This window comes from Streptosporangium sp. NPDC023615 (genome assembly GCF_040640155.1).
Taxonomy (GTDB): domain Bacteria; phylum Actinomycetota; class Actinomycetes; order Streptosporangiales; family Streptosporangiaceae; genus Streptosporangium.
Genome location: NZ_JBFABE010000038.1, coordinates 1 through 15,711, shown reverse-complemented (window position 1 = coordinate 15,711; position 15,711 = coordinate 1). Strand labels below are relative to the sequence as shown.

General features: G+C 72.4%; 11 protein-coding genes. 2 read left to right on the top strand and 9 right to left on the bottom strand.

Annotated features, from left to right (window positions below):
• Window positions 1-20: 20 nt before the first annotated feature.
• The 8 genes from AB0G16_RS24140 to AB0G16_RS24105 all read right to left on the bottom strand — a co-directional run bounded on the left by AB0G16_RS24140 (window position 21) and on the right by AB0G16_RS24105 (window position 8,823).
• A complete protein-coding gene (locus tag AB0G16_RS24140) occupies window positions 21-1,244 on the bottom strand; it encodes a hypothetical protein (RefSeq protein ID WP_362808995.1) in 1,224 nt (407 codons plus the stop codon).
• Entirely contained in the window at window positions 1,241-2,512 is a 1,272-nt protein-coding gene (locus AB0G16_RS24135) for a CMP-5'-phosphonoformate--3-phosphoglycerate phosphonoformyl transferase (RefSeq protein WP_362808992.1), read from the bottom strand. The genes AB0G16_RS24140 and AB0G16_RS24135 overlap by 4 nt, the downstream gene beginning before the upstream one ends.
• The gene (locus AB0G16_RS24130) at window positions 2,463-3,032 is read right to left on the bottom strand and encodes an adenylyltransferase/cytidyltransferase family protein (protein ID WP_362808988.1); all 570 of its coding nucleotides are present in this window, start codon (window positions 3,030-3,032) and stop codon (window positions 2,463-2,465) included. The genes AB0G16_RS24135 and AB0G16_RS24130 overlap by 50 nt, the downstream gene beginning before the upstream one ends.
• Window positions 3,029-4,174: a phosphonopyruvate decarboxylase gene (gene aepY / locus AB0G16_RS24125; RefSeq protein WP_362808985.1), complete on the bottom strand. Its 1,146-nt coding sequence runs from the start codon at window positions 4,172-4,174 to the stop codon at window positions 3,029-3,031. The genes AB0G16_RS24130 and aepY overlap by 4 nt, the downstream gene beginning before the upstream one ends.
• Window positions 4,171-5,109: a phosphoenolpyruvate mutase gene (gene aepX, locus AB0G16_RS24120; protein ID WP_362808982.1), complete on the bottom strand. Its 939-nt coding sequence runs from the start codon at window positions 5,107-5,109 to the stop codon at window positions 4,171-4,173. The genes aepY and aepX overlap by 4 nt, the downstream gene beginning before the upstream one ends.
• Window positions 5,110-5,227: 118 nt before the next feature.
• Window positions 5,228-6,238, bottom strand: coding sequence for a C-terminal binding protein (locus tag AB0G16_RS24115; protein ID WP_362808979.1), 1,011 nt, complete (start codon window positions 6,236-6,238; stop codon window positions 5,228-5,230).
• A 45-nt stretch (window positions 6,239-6,283) separates the two neighbouring features.
• Window positions 6,284-7,606, bottom strand: a complete 1,323-nt coding sequence (locus AB0G16_RS24110; protein ID WP_362808976.1) for a histidine kinase — start codon at window positions 7,604-7,606, stop codon at window positions 6,284-6,286.
• A gap of 20 nt (window positions 7,607-7,626) precedes the next feature.
• Entirely contained in the window at window positions 7,627-8,823 is a 1,197-nt protein-coding gene (locus tag AB0G16_RS24105; RefSeq protein ID WP_362808973.1) for an iron-containing alcohol dehydrogenase, read from the bottom strand.
• A gap of 861 nt (window positions 8,824-9,684) precedes the next feature.
• Here AB0G16_RS24105 and AB0G16_RS24100 point away from each other — a divergent pair.
• Together AB0G16_RS24100 and AB0G16_RS24095 are read left to right on the top strand one after the other, a co-directional pair.
• Complete coding sequence (locus AB0G16_RS24100; protein ID WP_362808970.1) at window positions 9,685-12,789, top strand: amidohydrolase family protein; 3,105 nt, start codon at window positions 9,685-9,687, stop codon at window positions 12,787-12,789.
• 376 nt (window positions 12,790-13,165) lie between these two features.
• Window positions 13,166-14,401 carry an MFS transporter gene (locus AB0G16_RS24095; RefSeq protein WP_362808967.1) on the top strand — a complete coding sequence of 412 codons (1,236 nt, stop codon included), beginning with the start codon at window positions 13,166-13,168 and terminating at the stop codon, window positions 14,399-14,401.
• Here the strand turns inward: AB0G16_RS24095 and AB0G16_RS24090 are convergent.
• A complete protein-coding gene (locus AB0G16_RS24090) occupies window positions 14,386-15,612 on the bottom strand; it encodes an NADP-dependent isocitrate dehydrogenase (protein WP_362808964.1) in 1,227 nt (408 codons plus the stop codon). The genes AB0G16_RS24095 and AB0G16_RS24090 overlap by 16 nt on opposite strands.
• Window positions 15,613-15,711 lie beyond the last annotated feature (99 nt).

Here is a 15,711-nt window from a genome sequence, read left to right as displayed (position 1 = left end):
CGGGCTCGGGGAGGGACCGGTCATGGGCCGGGGAGGCCGGTCTCCGGGGGAGGGGTGCCCTCGGTGAGGCGGATGAGCTGGTTGTACTTGGCGATCCGGTCGCCCCTCCTGGGACCGCCGACCTTGATCCACTCGGCGCCGACCGCCACCGCGAGGTCGCACATGGCGGTGTCCTCCGTCTCTCCCGAACGGTGCGACACCACCAGGAGCAGTCCCGCGTCGCGGGCGGCCCGGGCGGCGTCCAGGGTGGCCGTGACCGTGCCCGCCTGGCTGGGCTTGAGCAGGACGGCGTCGGCCAGCCCCGGACGGACCCGTGTGGCGTCGGAGGCGAACAGGTCGTCGCCGACGACCGTCACCCCCGCCTCGCGGGCCGCGGGCAGGAAGGCGCGCCAGGCATCGGTGTCGACGGGGTCGAACGGGTCCTCGACGTACTCGACGCCGTGGGCGCGGGCCAGATCCAGCAGTAGCGCCCCGAAGCCGGCGGAGGCGTGCTCGCGTCCCTGGAACCGGTAGCGGCCCGGTGCGGCCAGCAGGTGCTCGGCGGCCACGTCCACGCCCAGTGTGGCCTTGGTCTCGGCCGGGCACGCCCGCCGGAGCGTGCCGAGCTGCCAGGAGACGTCGCGGTCGCCCGGCAGGAAACCGCTCGACGCGGAGATCGCCGGCGTGCCGCCGCCCTCGGCGATCCCGCGCTCCACGGCGCCGTAGATCTCCAGCGCGGCGTGTACGTCGTCGATGAGGGAGCCCGCGTGCGGGATGGCCATGACCTGCTGGAAGGAGTCGGGGGCGCCGCTCCGGTGTATCCCGCCGGAGAACGCGTTGACCAGCAGTCGCGGCGGGCCGGGCGTCGAGGAGCCGAGCTCGGTGAGCCACGCGCACAGCGACCGTCCGGCGACGGCGGCCGAGGCGCGGGCGTACGCCAGCGACACCGCCAGCGTGACGTCGGCGCCCAGCTCGTGCCGGTCGTCCAGCTCGCGCAGGCGGGCGTCCAGCCCGGCCTGGCCGTCGGGGCTGCAGCCGGTCAGGGCGTCGGTGAGCAGCCGCCCGGCCGGGCCGTCGCGCAGGCGGCCCAGCCCGCCGGTGTTCAGGCCGCGGCGCCGCTCCAGGCGGCCGGGCGCGATGGCCACCGGGCAGGAGCCCCGGCCGCGTACCTCGCCGAGCGACACGTCGGCCTCGACGGTGGGGCGGGCCCGCGAGTCGAGGATCCCCCGCAGCACCACCTCGGTTATCGGTGTCGCCGGCGTCATCCGCGCCCCCGGACCTGTGTCAGCCACGGCATGAGCTCGGCGGCGCGCTTCACCGGCAGGTCGCCGCGGGACGCCGCCGCCTCACCGAACTCGGCGACCGCGTCGGGGACGACGCCGGGACCCACCACCGCCAGCGGCACGCGGTCGGCGGTGTGGATGCCGATCGCGCAGGGCGTGGCGTGGTCGCAGGTGACGACGAGGACGTCGGCCGGGCCGAGGGCCGCGCGCAGCGGTCCGACCAGGTGGGCGTCGATGTCGGCGATCGCGCGGACCTTCTCCCGGGGCCGGTTGTCGTGGCCGGGTTCGTCGGGACCCTTGATGTGCGCGAACACGACGTCGGCCGGATCGGCCAGGAGCAGGGGCAGCAGCCGCGTGTAGAAGTCGGACTCGGCCTGTCCGGGGGCGACCTTGGCCGTGGTGAACTCCGCCCCGATCAGGCGGGCGAGGCCGCGTTCGGCCGGCACCTGGCCGTACATGGAGATGCGGGTCCTGGCGCGCGGCAGGTCCGGCAGGAGGTGCCCGCCGTCACGGACCAGCAGGATGTTGGCGGGCTTGCGGCCCTCCGCGATCCGCCGCGCGTTGACCTCGCTGGCGTCGAGCACCCTGGCGCTCTGCTCGACGAAGGTGTTGACCAGGGAGGCGACGAGCCTTGCGGCGTCGTCGTCGACCATCGCCCTGGCGGGCAGCGGCCGGTCGGAGTGCTCGCGGACCGGCAGGCCGAAGGGTCCCCTCTTCACGAACCCGGGATCGGTGTTGGCCACCTCCCCCGACAGCGGCCGGGTCCTGCTGGTGAAGGCCAGGATGCCCCGGTGGCGGCCCCAGCCGGTGAGCCGCACCTCGATGTCGGGGTCCATCCGCACCCCTTCGAGGATCTCGGCGACGAGCCGCTGCATCTCGTCGTCGGTCAGGTCGCGGGACGTACGCCGGTCCAGGCGCCCCGTCGTCCGGTTCAGGCTCGCGAAGTTGATGCGGAAGGCCACCGAGTACCCCTCGGGATCCCAGTAGCGGTTGCCGTAGCCTTCGAGCGGGCCGCGGCCGGTGTAGTACACGGCCGGGTCGTACCCGAGCAGTGCCATCGCGCCGGAGTCGGACTCGGGAGGGATGTCCTCACCGATGATCTCCAACAGGCCGTTGCGGCCGTCCGCGGCCACCCGGTCCAGGTGCGGCGTGGACGCCGCCTCGAACGGGGTACGCCCGCCCAGCGCCTCGTCCGGCCGGTCAGCCCCGCCGCACAGCGCGATCAGATACAGCTTGCCGGATCCGCTCATCTATTGCCCTCTCCACGATCACGGAGGCGACGGCGGCGGGGACGAGCGACCGCCAGCCGTCGTCGGCGGCGATCGCCTCCCTCACCCTGTGCCCGCTGATCGGTTTGTCCGTACGGCGCCACATGATCTCCGTTCGCAGGCCGAGGTCGGTGAACCTGTCCACCTTGGTGTCGCCCCACTCGTCGTAGACGGTCAGGTAGTAGGTGGCCTCGGTCGGCGCGTAGTGCCGCAACCGCGCGGGGAAACCGTGCGGGAACGGCACGATGCGGATCCGCTCCCTGCCGACCCCCGCCTCCACCAGTGAGCCCTCGACCATCAGGTATCTCTCGTAGTACGTGCACGGGTTGGCCTCCGCGGTGCCGCGCGCGGGATCGCTGGCCTCGTACGCCGTGAGCTCAGGGTCGGGGTTGGTGATGCCGACGACGAGGACGTCGCAGCGGTCCGCCCCGGCGAGCAGGTACTCCAGGTGCCCGAGGTGCAGGGGCTGGAAGCGGCCGTGGATCACGCCGACGCGGCTCACCGGGCCGGTCCCGTCACGAAGTCCCTGAACCGCCGTGCCACCTCCGACGGGTGTACCCTCGGCCGGCCCAGTCCGGACATCGAGCCCGGCCGGATCCTCAGGTGGACGAACGCCGGCCCGCCGTCCGCCTGCGCGGCCTTGAGGGCGTCGACGAAGCCGACCAGGTCGTCGCACTCGTGCACCTGGGCGTACCCGCAGGCGGCCGCCACCGCGGGGAAGTCCACCTGCGCCGCCAGGCTCCGCTGGCCTCCCGTGGAGTCGTGCACGCCGTTGTCCAGCAGGACGTGCGTCAGGTTGGGCGCGGGGTGCGCCCCGACGGTGGCGAGCGTGCCCAGCCGCATCAGGGCCGCGCCGTCCCCGTCGATCACCACCACGGGCCGCGCGGCGTGCCTGGCCACGCCGAGTCCCACCGCGGCGGCCGACCCCATCGCGCCGACCATGTAGAAGTGCTGCGGCCGGTCCGCGAGGGTGTAGAGCTCGCGGCTGGTCTTGCCGGTGGTGGACACCACGGCCGCCGTGTCGGGCAGGACGCCGAGCAGGTGCTCCAGGGCCGCGACGCGGCTGGGAAGGGGCCCGTTCCGGCCGTGGCGGACGATGCCGGGGACGCGGGGCGGGGGCGGGACCCTCTCGTCGAGGGCCTCGGGCGCGACCACGCCCTCGCGCAGGACGAAGGCGTACGGCAGCCGCTCGCGGTCCATCGCCTCCCAGCCCGCGTCCAGGCAGGCGGTGAGGCCGGCCGGGTCGGCGGGCACCACCGAACGGCCGATCCCGAGGAGGTCGAGCAGGGCGGGCGTGATGGCGCCCATCAGGCCGTGCTGCGGCTCGTCCGGGCGGCCCGGCTCCCCCCGCCAGGTGACGACGAGGGGAACCGGGACGGCGCACGGCTGGTTGAGCGAGGTCAGGGGGTTGACCATGTTGCCCAGGCCGGAGTTCTGGGCGATGACGGCCGCGGTGACGCCGGCCAGCCAACAGCCCGTGGCCACGGCCACGGCCTCTCCCTCGTGGGTGGCGGGCAGGTAGCCCACCGCCGGGTCGGAGGCCACGCGGTTGATCAGCGGGGTCAGGTAGGAGCAGGGCACGCCCGTGATGTCGGCCACCCCGCGGGCGGTCAGCTCGTCCAGCAGGGTGCGCGCGTCGATCACGAGTTGCCCCAGTCCGAGTGGAGCTTGGCGTACCGCTCCTCGTCCGCGGCGAGCTTCTGGTAGCCCATCAGGGTGAACACCTCGTTCAGTGAGGCGATCGCCGGTTCCACGTCCTCCGGGCCCTCGGTGAGGAGCGATCGGCAGGTCTGCCGCATCGCGGTCACGGCCGCCCGCATGCTCTGGTTGGCCCAGATCACCCCGGAGATGCCGAGTTCGGCGAACTCCGCCATCGGGGTCGAGTGGTAGGTGGTCGGCGCGATCACCAGGGGGAGCCGCCCCTCCCACTTTCCGGCGAACTCGGCGATCTCCTTGATGGTGGGCTGGCGGGAGTGGATGAAGATCGCGTCCGCGCCGGCCTGCCGGTAGGCCTCCGCCCGGCGAAGCGCCTCGGCCATCCCGGCGCCGGCGATCAGCGCCTCGACCCGTGCCACGACCATGAAGTCCGGGTTGGAGAGCGCCTCCCGGCAGGCGGTGATCTTCCCGCAGAACTCGCCGATCGGCGCCAGGACGTGCGCGTCGCCGACGAAGGAGTTCATCTTCGGGAAGACCTTGTCCTCCAGACACACCCCGGCGGCGCCGATCCGCTCGGCGTGCGCGGTGAACAGCCTGGCGGTGTTGAAGTTGCCGTAGCCGGTGTCACCGTCGACCAGGACCGGGAGCCCGGCCGCCTCCACCACTCTTGCGATCATGCCGAGCAGGTCGGTCCACGACGCCTCGTCGCTGTCCCGCACTCCCAGCGCGGTCGATATGCAGAACCCGGAGGCCCACAGCCCGGAGAATCCGCTCTCGGCCGCGATGCGCGCGCTCAGGCCGTCGTGCGCGCCCATCAGGAGGGCGGGTTCGGGGCCGGAGAGAAGCGTGCGGAGCTTGGCGCCGGGGCTCGCCTCCGCTTCGGTGGCGGACCAGCGCAATTGCCGGGAACCGGTTGTGGTCATGGTCTTTTCCTTCCGTGTGAAGCTCGGGGGCCTCTGCGGAACCCGGCCGGCCTCCGTGGGGCTCAGGCGGGCCCTGCGGGGCTCGGGCGGTCGTTCCGCGAGGCCGGGGGTGTGACGTTCAGGCGACCCGGCCCTCCGAGGGGGGAGGGCCGCCTCTCAGCACGGCCGCGACCCCTTCGGCCACCCGCCGCCGGGCGCTGCGCTCCGATTCGGCGGACAGGAACGCGCGGTGCGCCGACACCACCACGTCGTCGCGGCCCAGCAGTTTGCGGGCCACGGGGTCGTCGTTCGGATCCTCGGGGCTGAACACGTCGGAGGCGAAACCGCCCAGCAGGCCCTGTTCGAGGGCGTCGAGGACGGCGGGGACGTCGACGAGGCGTCCGCGGGCCGTGTTGACCAGGAGGGCGCCCGGCCGCAGGTGGGCGAGGGCGTCCGCGTCGATCAGCCGGTCGGTCTCGGCGGTGAGCGCCGCGTGCACCACCACCGCGTCGGCGGCGCCGAACAACCCGGCCAGATCGGCCGCGGCGGCGACGCCGTGGCCGGCCATCAGGTCCGCTGACACGTACGGGTCGTAGGCGACGACCCTGTCGTAGAAGGCCCGCAGCTTCCTGGCGGTCACCCGGCCGATGCGGCCGAAGCCGACGATGCCCGCGGTCCGTGTCGACAGGCGCCGGGGCACCCCGCCGGCGTGGATGTTCCACCGGCCGGACCTGACGAGCCTGTCCTGCGTGCAGATCCGGCGCTCCAGGGCGAGCAGCAGCGCGAGCGTGTGGGTGCTGACCTCGTCACCGCAGTAGTCGGGGACGTTGAAGCCGATGACACCGGCCTCGGCGAGCAGGGGCGCGTTGAGGTTGTCGATGCCGACGCCGCTGCGGGCGACGACCCGGCACCCCGGCCCGACGGCGTCGAGGAGTTCCCTGGTGATCTGGCAGCGGTAGATGACCAGGGCGTCGGCCCCGCGTACGTGGTCGTGGAAGTCGGGGCCGTCGGTCTGGTAGCGGTCGGTGAACAGCCCGAGACCGAGGTCGATCCCGGGACCGAACACGTCCCGCTCTATGTCGGCCTGGGCCGGATCGGGCCGGCCCGTGTCGTCCAGGGCCCAGGCCGGATCGGTGTAAACGACACGCATGATCGTTCTCCCGGTGTGAGGGGGCGGATGTCCGGACGGATCCCGTCAGGAGTCGTAACCCCAGCTACGGCCGTCACGGCGGCCGCGGCGCAGCGTCGAGGCGGCGGCGTAGGTGTTCGTGAGCTCGTACAGGTCCAGGTAGCTGAGGTGCCGTCCGGAGCCGAGTTTGATCAGGGCGCCGTCGCCGGACCAGCGATGCGTCACGAAGGGGGCGGCCCAGGCCGTCCCGTCCACGTCCAGCGCGGCGGACTCGGTCCGGCCGTCGGCGGCGGTCCAGTGGATCTCCACCGTGCCGCGGGTCACCAGGTAGTGCGTCTCGGCGGGTTCGCACAACGCCTCGCCGGCGTCACCGGTCACCCGCATGTACTGGCCGACCAGGTCGGGCAGGTGCGGGGCACCGGCCAGCGACGTGACCTCGTACCCCCGGAAGGACCGGACGTCCCGCAGGCACTCGGCGACGTCCCTGTAGGTCTTGCCCGCGGCGTCGTGCCTGCGCTCGGGCCGGAGCAGCAGCCGGTGGTCGAAACCGAGCGCGGAGCCCAGCTCCCGCAGCACGTCGGCGGAGCCGTCGTCGAGCGCCGCGGCCAGTTTCTCCCCGCTCGTGCCCAGGGCCGCCGCCGCCGATTCGAGGGTGTGGCCGCGGCGTGCCAGCAGCACGTCGGTCAGCGCGAGCGGGGACGGGTCCTCGCCGAGCCGGCCGAGGAGTTCCCGGACGGCGGGTTCGGACCAGTCGTTGACGTCCTCCAGCAACCCGGCCAGGTTGGACTGGCCGGTGTAGGACACGATCCTGGCCGGGACGTCCGAGGCCAGCGAGTAGCTGTGCGGGCAGTAGGAGGGTTCGACGTAGGAGTCGCCGACGATCCACGCCTCGTCGCGGGGGTCGGCCTTGATCACCTGCCAGGTCGTGTCGTCGAGCTCCACCCCCCAGCGGCCGTGGATGTCGCCGGGGCCGAGGTTGACCGTGATCGCGGGCTCCAGGTGCCCGTTGTTGAGGGCCGGGACGCGGCCGGCGGGACAGAGGATGTCGAGGATGACCGGCGCGACCGCGCCGGGTGGCGCCGCCATCGTGTAGTAGTTGTAGAAGTGGATGCCGTCCCGCTGTATCGGGCGTCGCGTGTCCCGCAGTTCCCGCGCGGTCTTCGTGACCACGGTCAGGTCCCGCCGGCCGCTGGCGCCGAGTTTCTCCGGTTCGATCCGGAGCGTCCGGGCGACCGCGGCGGTCGTCGCGTCCGGCCACTCCCCGTCGCCGGGCACGCCGAGCATCTCCTCGAGGTGCCCGGGGTCGAGGCCGGCGGCCTCGGCGACCTGCCGGGTCGTCATCTTGCGGACGTTCATCCAGTGAACGACCTTGTACGTGTCAACGCGCATGCTCGCCTCCGAGGAATCGGTCAGGGCGCGGTCGTCAGGAGCAGGGTCAGGTCTTCGATGCTCAGCCGACGGGGGTTGTTGCCGGCGCGGTCGTAGCCGAGCGCCTCGGCGGCTATGCGGGCGGCGTCGGGGCGCAGGTCCGGCACGGGGGGCAGACCCGAGGACGCGAGGAACGACTCGATCCGCCGGGCCAGGGTGGAGGCGTCGTCGGCTCCGGCGGCGGCGACGACGCGCGCGATGGCGGCGCGCACCCGGCCGGCGCCGCGCGCGTCGGCGCAGTCGGCGTCCTCGACGGCCGCGTTGTACCGCAGCACCCGTCCGAGCGTGACGCCGCACGCCTGGCCGTGGTCCAGGCCGTAGCGCAGGGTCAGCGGGTAGGAGAGCGCGTGGCACACCGTGGTTCCCGCGACCGCGATGGCGCGACCCGCGTAGTGCCCCGCCAGGAGCGCGTCCTGCCGTTCCCAGGCCTCCGGGGCCCGCGGGGACCGGTCCGGCCGGTCGAGGAACCCGGACAGGCGGGCCCACGCGGCCGCGCCCAGAGCCTCGGCCCGCTCGTCCGCGCGCGTCGACCACGCCCCCTCCAGGGCCTGGGCGAAGGTGTCGAGGAGGCTGCAGGCGAGCCGCGTGCCGGGGAGCCCGAGGAGCAGGTCGGGGTCGAGGATCGCGACGGCGGGAAGCACGGAGTCTCCGCGCAGCGAGAGCTTACGGCCCCGGTCCACGTCCCAGATCGTGGCGAACGGCGTGGCCTCGGCCCCCGTCCCCGGGGTGGTGGGCACCGCGACGACCGGCAGTCCTGCGGCCGGGGCGGTCCCGTCGCACGCGTCGACCACCGACTCGCAGGTGGGGTCGGCGGGCTCGTAGGACAGGGCCGCTGCGGCCTTGGCGCCGTCCAGGACGCTGCCGCCGCCCACCGCGACCACCACGTCGGCGCGATGGGCGCGGGCCTCACCGGCGAGCCGGGCGACGGACGCGGGTGTCGGCATGCTCGGCTGGACGGCCACGTGGAGCCGGACCGGGCGCAGCGCGTCGACCACCGCGGTGTGCCACGGCCGCCGGGGGAATCCGGCACCGACCACCAGAAGGACCCGGACGGGCCGAGAGGTGCCCCGCGACACGGTCTCGGCTTCTTTTGCCACGGAGGCCGCCCGCCCTGCCCCGATCAGCGTTCTGGGGGATTTCATGAGCAGGGTGTCGACCTGAACATGTGCGACGGACATCGACGGCAACCTATCTGGAGAAAAATCGAGAACAGTTTTCGTATGAACTGTGCGAGCGATATCTCGAATGGGTTGTGCGGCGGCTTCGAGTGGTCGTCGAATTTTCACGGCCCCGAAGTTCGTCTACCCCTGTATTGCCTATAGCAAGACAGCACACCGATATCGGAGGACGCAAGTGTGCGTGAGTGATCGGTGCGTCACTTTCCGCAACTCCGTGTGCGTCCCCCGGTGGTTTGCTGAGGTTAACGAAAGATTCACCGAACGTTTCCGTTGACAATTGGAAATATCACGATTAGATAACGGACGTTTCGCGTGGTTCCGGTCTCGTGACGTGGTACTTTCCTGTTTCCGATCTCCCCGGGCCTGGTAAATCGCCCCGTGATGGGGCCTAACTTCCCTTAAGGGACCTTAGTCTGAAATGCCCGAAAAATGAAGGTTGCTGGCCGGGGGCGGACGGTCCGTCGGCCGGGCCGGGCCGATGTCCCGCAGCCGCGCGGACCCCAAGAAAACATGGAGATCAACTTGGGGTCCGCAGTGCCATCATCGTGGAATGCCTTCCATCGCCCGGACCGGCCGAATATCCCCGCCGCCCCCGCGACATGCGGGTATGCGCACCCGGCCACGCCGGTAGGACGAGGGGCGCGCTTCTTTTCCGGTGGTCGTTTCCGGACCCGGTGTTCGGTTTCCGCGGCCCCGTGGAACGGTGTCGCGGAAGATCGCGGATTTTCCCGAGAAGTCAAGGTCTGGATAGTGCCTGAAGTACTCCTTACGCTCGGGTGCCATGTCGGGGGTTCGGAACGCGCTCCCAGAAAGGGGTATTTCACTTTGGATGGCTTTTCTCGACGGCGTTTCATCCAGGCGGTGGCGATCACGGGTGCTTCGGCGGGTTCGGTGGCCGCTCCCGGTACCGGGTCCGTCCTCGGCGCGCTCGCCCCGGCCGCGCAGGCTCCGGCCACGCTCGTCAAGCGCCGCCGGACGCTCACCTTCACGCGCCTCACCAACGGGACCGTGGCCGTCTCGCCCACCGGTGACCGGCTGATCCTGGAGGTCCAGGGCATCCTGTGGTCGCTTCCCCGGGCGGGCGGCACGGCCGTCGCCCTGACCGGTGCCGACCTCGAACCCACCCGGCCGGCCTGGTCCCCCGACGGTTCCACCGTGGCCCTGTGCGCGTACAAGGGCGGCGGTTTCCACATCTGGGTCATGGCTCCGGACGGCTCCGGCCTGCGCAGGCTCACGGACGGCCCCTGGGACGACAGGGGAGTGAGCTGGTCCCCCGACGGCAGGAGGATCGCCTTCGCCTCCGAACGCGGGGGCGACCCCGCCAGGGTCGCCTCCTACCACATCTGGACCGTGGACGTCCGTGACGGCCGGCTGACCCAGCTGACGACCGGCCCGCAGAACGACTACGACCCGGCGTGGTCGGCCGACGGCCGCGACATCCTCTTCGTCAGGGCCGAGGCACTGGAGGGCCGCGTCATCGCCTCGGTCCCGGCGCGGGGCGGCGAGGCCACCGTGGTGCGTACCGTCGGCACGGGCACCGTGGTCTGCCCCGCCCCCTCGCCCGACGGCGAGCGTGTCGCCTACATCCACGTCACCGCCGGGGACAGGGGGCCCGACGCCGCCCTCATGGTGGACGGCGAGCGGATCGCCGAGGGCGAGGACGTCTTCCCGGTGCCCGTCCGCTGGCTGCCCGGCAACGAGCTGCTCTATCTCGCCGACGGTCAGGTCAGGGTGCGGCGGCCGGACTCCGGGAACGTCACGGAGATCCCGTTCACCGCGCGGCTCGACGTGCCGCACCCCGTCTACCGGGACAAGAAATACGACTTCGACTCCACCGCTCCCCGCCCCGTGCGGGGGATCCACCACCCGGTACTCGCCCCGGACGGCAGGTCGGTCGCGTTCGCCGCGCTCAACGCCCTGTGGCTCATGCCCGTCGGCGGCCGGCCGCGCAGACTCGTCCAGGCCGGGCCGGAGCACTACATCCAGTCACCGGTCTGGGCGCCCGACGGCCGCAGCGTCCTCTACTGCGACGACAGGGACGGCCTGTACGCCGTCCGCCGCAGGAACGTCGCCGACGGCACGGAGACGACCCTCGCCACCGGCGGACGGGTCAACCCGGCCCTGTCTCCCGACGGCACCCGGCTCGCCTGCCACGACCCCGCGGGAAATCTCCTGGTCCGCGACCTGGCGACCGGTGAGGAGCGCACGCTGGCCGCCGCGCTCGGCGCAGGCGGCCTGCCCGGCCCGCCCACCTGGTCCCCGGACGGCCGCTACATCGCCCTGGCCGACCGCAACCGGCTGACCCAGCGTTTCCGCGAGGGCTACAACCTCATCCGCGTCGTCGACACGCGCACGGGGGAGGCGGTCCTGCACGCCCCCGCCGGGCACATGTCGCTGTCCGACCGCTACGCCTCCGGGCCCGTGTGGTCTCCCGACGGGCGATGGATGGTGTTCGTCGCCGAGTCGGCGCTGTGGGTGCTCCCCGTCCGCCAGGACGGCGCCCCCGCGGGGGCGCCGCGGCGGATCACCGACGAGGAGGCCGACCACCCCTCCTGGTCGGGGGACTCCCGGACCATCCTCTACCTGTCCGGGGGCGGCCTGCGGCTGGTCGACCGCGACGGCGGGTCGCGCCGCGCGCTGCGCGCCCCGCTCCAGTACCGGCGCAGGACGCCGCCCCCCACCACGACCCGCATCCACGCGGGCCGCCTGTGGGACGGCACCGGCGACAGGGTCCGCGAGAACGTCGACATCGTCGTCCGCGGGAACCGCGTCGTCTCCGTCGAGCCGCACCGGCCGGGCGGGCCCCGCGGCACCGACCGCCACGTCGACGCCTCCGCCCACACCGTGCTGCCCGGCCTGTGGGACTCCCACGTCCACCCCTGGCACTACACCTACGGCGGCCGGCAGAACATCGTCAACCTCGCCTACGGCATCACCACGACCGTCTCCCTGGGGGGCTTCGCCTACGAGGGCGTACGCCTGCGCGAGGCCATCGCCGCCGGGGAGATGACCGCGCCGCGCCTCTTCGCGACCGGCGAGCTGATCGACGGCTCGCGTGTCGCCTACACCATGGGCCGCGCCCACCAGACCCGCGAGGGCGTGCGCCGCACCCTCGAACGGGCGGTCGCGCTGGACTACGACTTCGTCAAGACGTACGTGCGCGCGGCCGGCTGGATCATGGAGGAGGCCACCAGGACCGCCCACCGGAAACTCGGCGTCCGGGCCGGGAGCCACCTGTCCTATCCGGGCATCAACCTGGGCCAGGATCTGACGACGCACCTGCAGGCCACCCAGCGGCTGGAGTACGGCCACGCGACCTCCGCGCTGGGCCGCGCCTATCAGGACGTCCACGAGGTCTACCGCAGTCCGGGCTTCCACCTCATCGCCACCCCCTTCTCCGCGCTGCAACTGCTGGGCGCGGATCCGTCGCTCGCCGAGGATCCCCGGGTGACCCGGCTGATGCCCCCGTGGGACGTCGCCATGGTGCGGAGCACCGCGGCGGAGCCCCCGACGTTCGCCGAACTGCTCAGGATCGAGACCGAGGTCGCCGTCTACCGGCGCATGATCGCCGAGGACACGGGCATCGCGCTGGGCACCGACTCGCCGCTCTACCCGGTCGGGCTGCACCTCCACCTGGCCCTGCGGGCGCTGCACCGGTACGGCTTCTCCGCCGCCCAGGCGCTGCGCACGGTCACGGTGCTGCCGGCCCGGGTGTTCGGCGTCGAGAAGGACCTGGGCACGGTCGAGCCCGGCAAGCTCGCCGACCTCGTCTTCGTCGCCGGAGACCCGTTCGAGGACTTCTCCACCCTGGTGCGGACCCCGATGACGATGCGGGACGGCGTGCTGCACCGCCAGGAGGACCTGATGACCGGGAGCGCCGGGACGGCCGCTCCGGCCGGCGCGGCCGACTGGCTGGAGACGTCCCGGATCATGCGCAAGGACGGCTGCTGCTCCGAGCATCCCTGAGACGTCCGGTCCCCGGTCCGGGCGGCGGTTCCCCCGCCGCCGCCCGGACCGGGGACCGGCGGAGGAACAGAATCACGTTCATTTCTTTTTCATCGGCCGGATGTCCTATATCGCGCCGCTCCCTCATATTCGTGCGCCGATTCGTCGACCGAAATCGTTCGGCGCGGAGCAGGTTTCCGTGGATTGCCGCATCGGATAGCGGGAACGGTTCCTGTTCGCGGCGTGAGGCGCCCGCGTCCATCGAGATCCTCGCAAATTCGGTGACGTGGTTCGAATGCCGTCGGAGAACATCACGCGGCCGGGCCGTTCACGGGTGCGCGGACGCGGACCCGCACGAGCCGGCCGGAGCCCGTCGACGCGGAGGTGAATACCGCAAGTGACCGTCAAACAGCACAGCAGACCGCCTCGGATCTCCCACGGGTGGCGCATCGTCATCGCCCTGGCCGTCACGCAGACCGTCGGTTACGGGGTGCTCTACTACGCGTTCGCCGTCTTCCTCGGTCCCATGCGCCGTGATCTGGGCGCCTCCGTCAGCCAGGTCACCGGCGCCTTCACCCTTGCGGTGCTGATCACGGGGCTGGCCGCCCCGCTGGTCGGCCGGTGGCTGGACCGCCACGGCGGGCGCGGCCTCATGACGCTGGGCTCGATCGCCGGCACGCTGGCGACCTTCGCCTGGTCGCGGGTCGACAACCTGCCCGCCCTGTACGCGGTTCTCGCCGTCATCGGCCTGTCCTCGGCCATGACGCTCTACGAACCGGCGTTCGCGATCGTCGTCGCCTGGTTCGATCCCGACCGCCGCTCCACCGCCCTGCTGACCGTCACCCTGGTGGCCGGATTCGCCTCCAGCATCTTCCTGCCCCTCACCGGTCTGCTCGTCGACCACTACGGCTGGCGCACCGCCCTGGTCCTCCTCGCCGTCATCCACGCCGTGACGACCATCCCGCTGCACGCCTTCTTCATCCGCAGGCCACCTCTCGCCGGGGACCCCGCGCCCGCCGGGCACGAGGACCCCGCTCCCGCCGGGCGCGGAGAACCGCGAGGCGACGCCGGCGTGCGCCAGGCAATGCGCGGACGGGCCTTCTGGCTGCTGGCCGTCGCGTTCGTCGCGCACACCGCGGCCGTCGCGATCGTCGCCGTCCACCTGCTCGCCTATCTCACCGAACTCGGCCATTCCCCCACGTTCGCCGCCTCCGTCACCGGGCTCCTCGGCATCCTGTCGGTCACCGGCAGGCTCGTCACCACCGGTCTGCACCGGCGGTTCTCGGCCGCGGGCGTCACCGCCGCGGTCTTCTTCCTGCAGGCCGTGGCCGCGCTTCTCCTGCCGGTGCTCGGCCGGAGCGGGGCCGGTGCCGTCGCCTGCGTGATCGCCTTCGGGATCGGGTTCGGGGTGGGCACCCTGGCCCGCCCCGTGCTCCTCGCCGAGAGGTACGGCGTCACGGACTACGCGAGCATCGCCGGCGCCCAGGCCCTTCCGATCATGCTCGCCAAGGCGCTCGGCCCGCTGGCGGCGGCCTTCCTCAGCCAGGGCATGGGCTACCCCTTCGTGATGCTCGTGGTGGCCGTCTGCAGCGTCGTGGCGTCCGCCCTGCTGGTCGCCTACGCGAGAGCCTGAGCGCGCGTCTCCCGCCCGAGGCTCTCCTGCACCGCGGCGACGAACTCCTCCGTGGTCAGCCACGAGGTGCCGCCGGTGAGCAGCGCCAGGTCCCTGGTCATCAGGCCGGCCTCCACGGTCCTCACGCAGGCCCGCTCCAGCGCGGAGGCGAAGGCGACGACCTCGGGGGTGGTGTCCAGCCTCCCCCGGTGGGCGAGGGCGCGGCTCCAGGCGAAGACGGACGCGATCGGGTTGGTCGACGTCGGCTCCCCCCGCCGGTGGCGCCGGTAGTGGCGGGTGACCGTGCCGTGGGCGGCCTCGGCCACGGCGACGCGGCCGTCGGCCGTCATCAGCACCGAGGTCATCAGGCCGAGCGAGCCGAAGCCCTGCGCGACGAAGTCCGACTGCACGTCCCCGTCGTAGTTCTTGCACGCCCAGACGAAGCCGCCCCGGGACCTGACGGCCAGGGCGACCATGTCGTCGATCAGCCGGTGCTCGTAGGTGATCCCGGCCTCCTCGAACCCGTTCTGGAACTCGGTCGCGAACACCTCGGCGAACAGGTCCTTGAAACGGCCGTCGTACGTCTTGAGCACCGTGTTCTTCGTCGAGAGGTACAGCGGCAGGCCGCGGGTCAGCGCGTAGCGCATCGTGGCGCGCGCGAAGTCGCGGATCGACGCGTCGAGGTTGTACATGCCCATCACGACGCCGCCGCCGGCGAACCGCGCGACCTCCGTCTCGACCGGCTCCCCGCCGTCGTCGGGCGTGTACACCAGCCTCGCGACCCCGGGCCCGGGCACGGTGACCTCGGCCGCCGCGTACTGGTCGGCGTGCGCGTGCCGGCCGATGACGACCGGCCCGGTCCACCCGGGCACCGGCCGCGGTATGTTCGCCATCACGATGGGCTCGCGGAAGATGACGCCGCCGAGCAGGTTGCGGATCCTGGCGTTCGGCGACGTCCACATCCGTTCCAGGCCGAACTCCCTCACGCGCGCCTCGTCCGGGTTTATCGTGGCGCACTTGACGCCCACGCCGTGCTTCACGATCGCCTGCGCGGCGTCGGACGTCACCTCGTCGCGGGTGGCGTCCCGGTTCTGGATCGACAGGTCGTGGTAGTCCAGGGTGATGTCCAGATGGGGAAGGATGAGCCGCTCCTTGATGAGCCGCCAGATGACCCGGGTCATCTCGTCACCGTCGAGCTCCGCGACCGCACCCCTCACCCGGATCTTCCGCATGGTGTGACTCCTCGTCCTGAACGGGATGATGCCTGCCGGACCCGGCCCTCCGCGTGATCTGTGTCACCCACGCGCCCCGCGCGACCCACGCGACCCGTG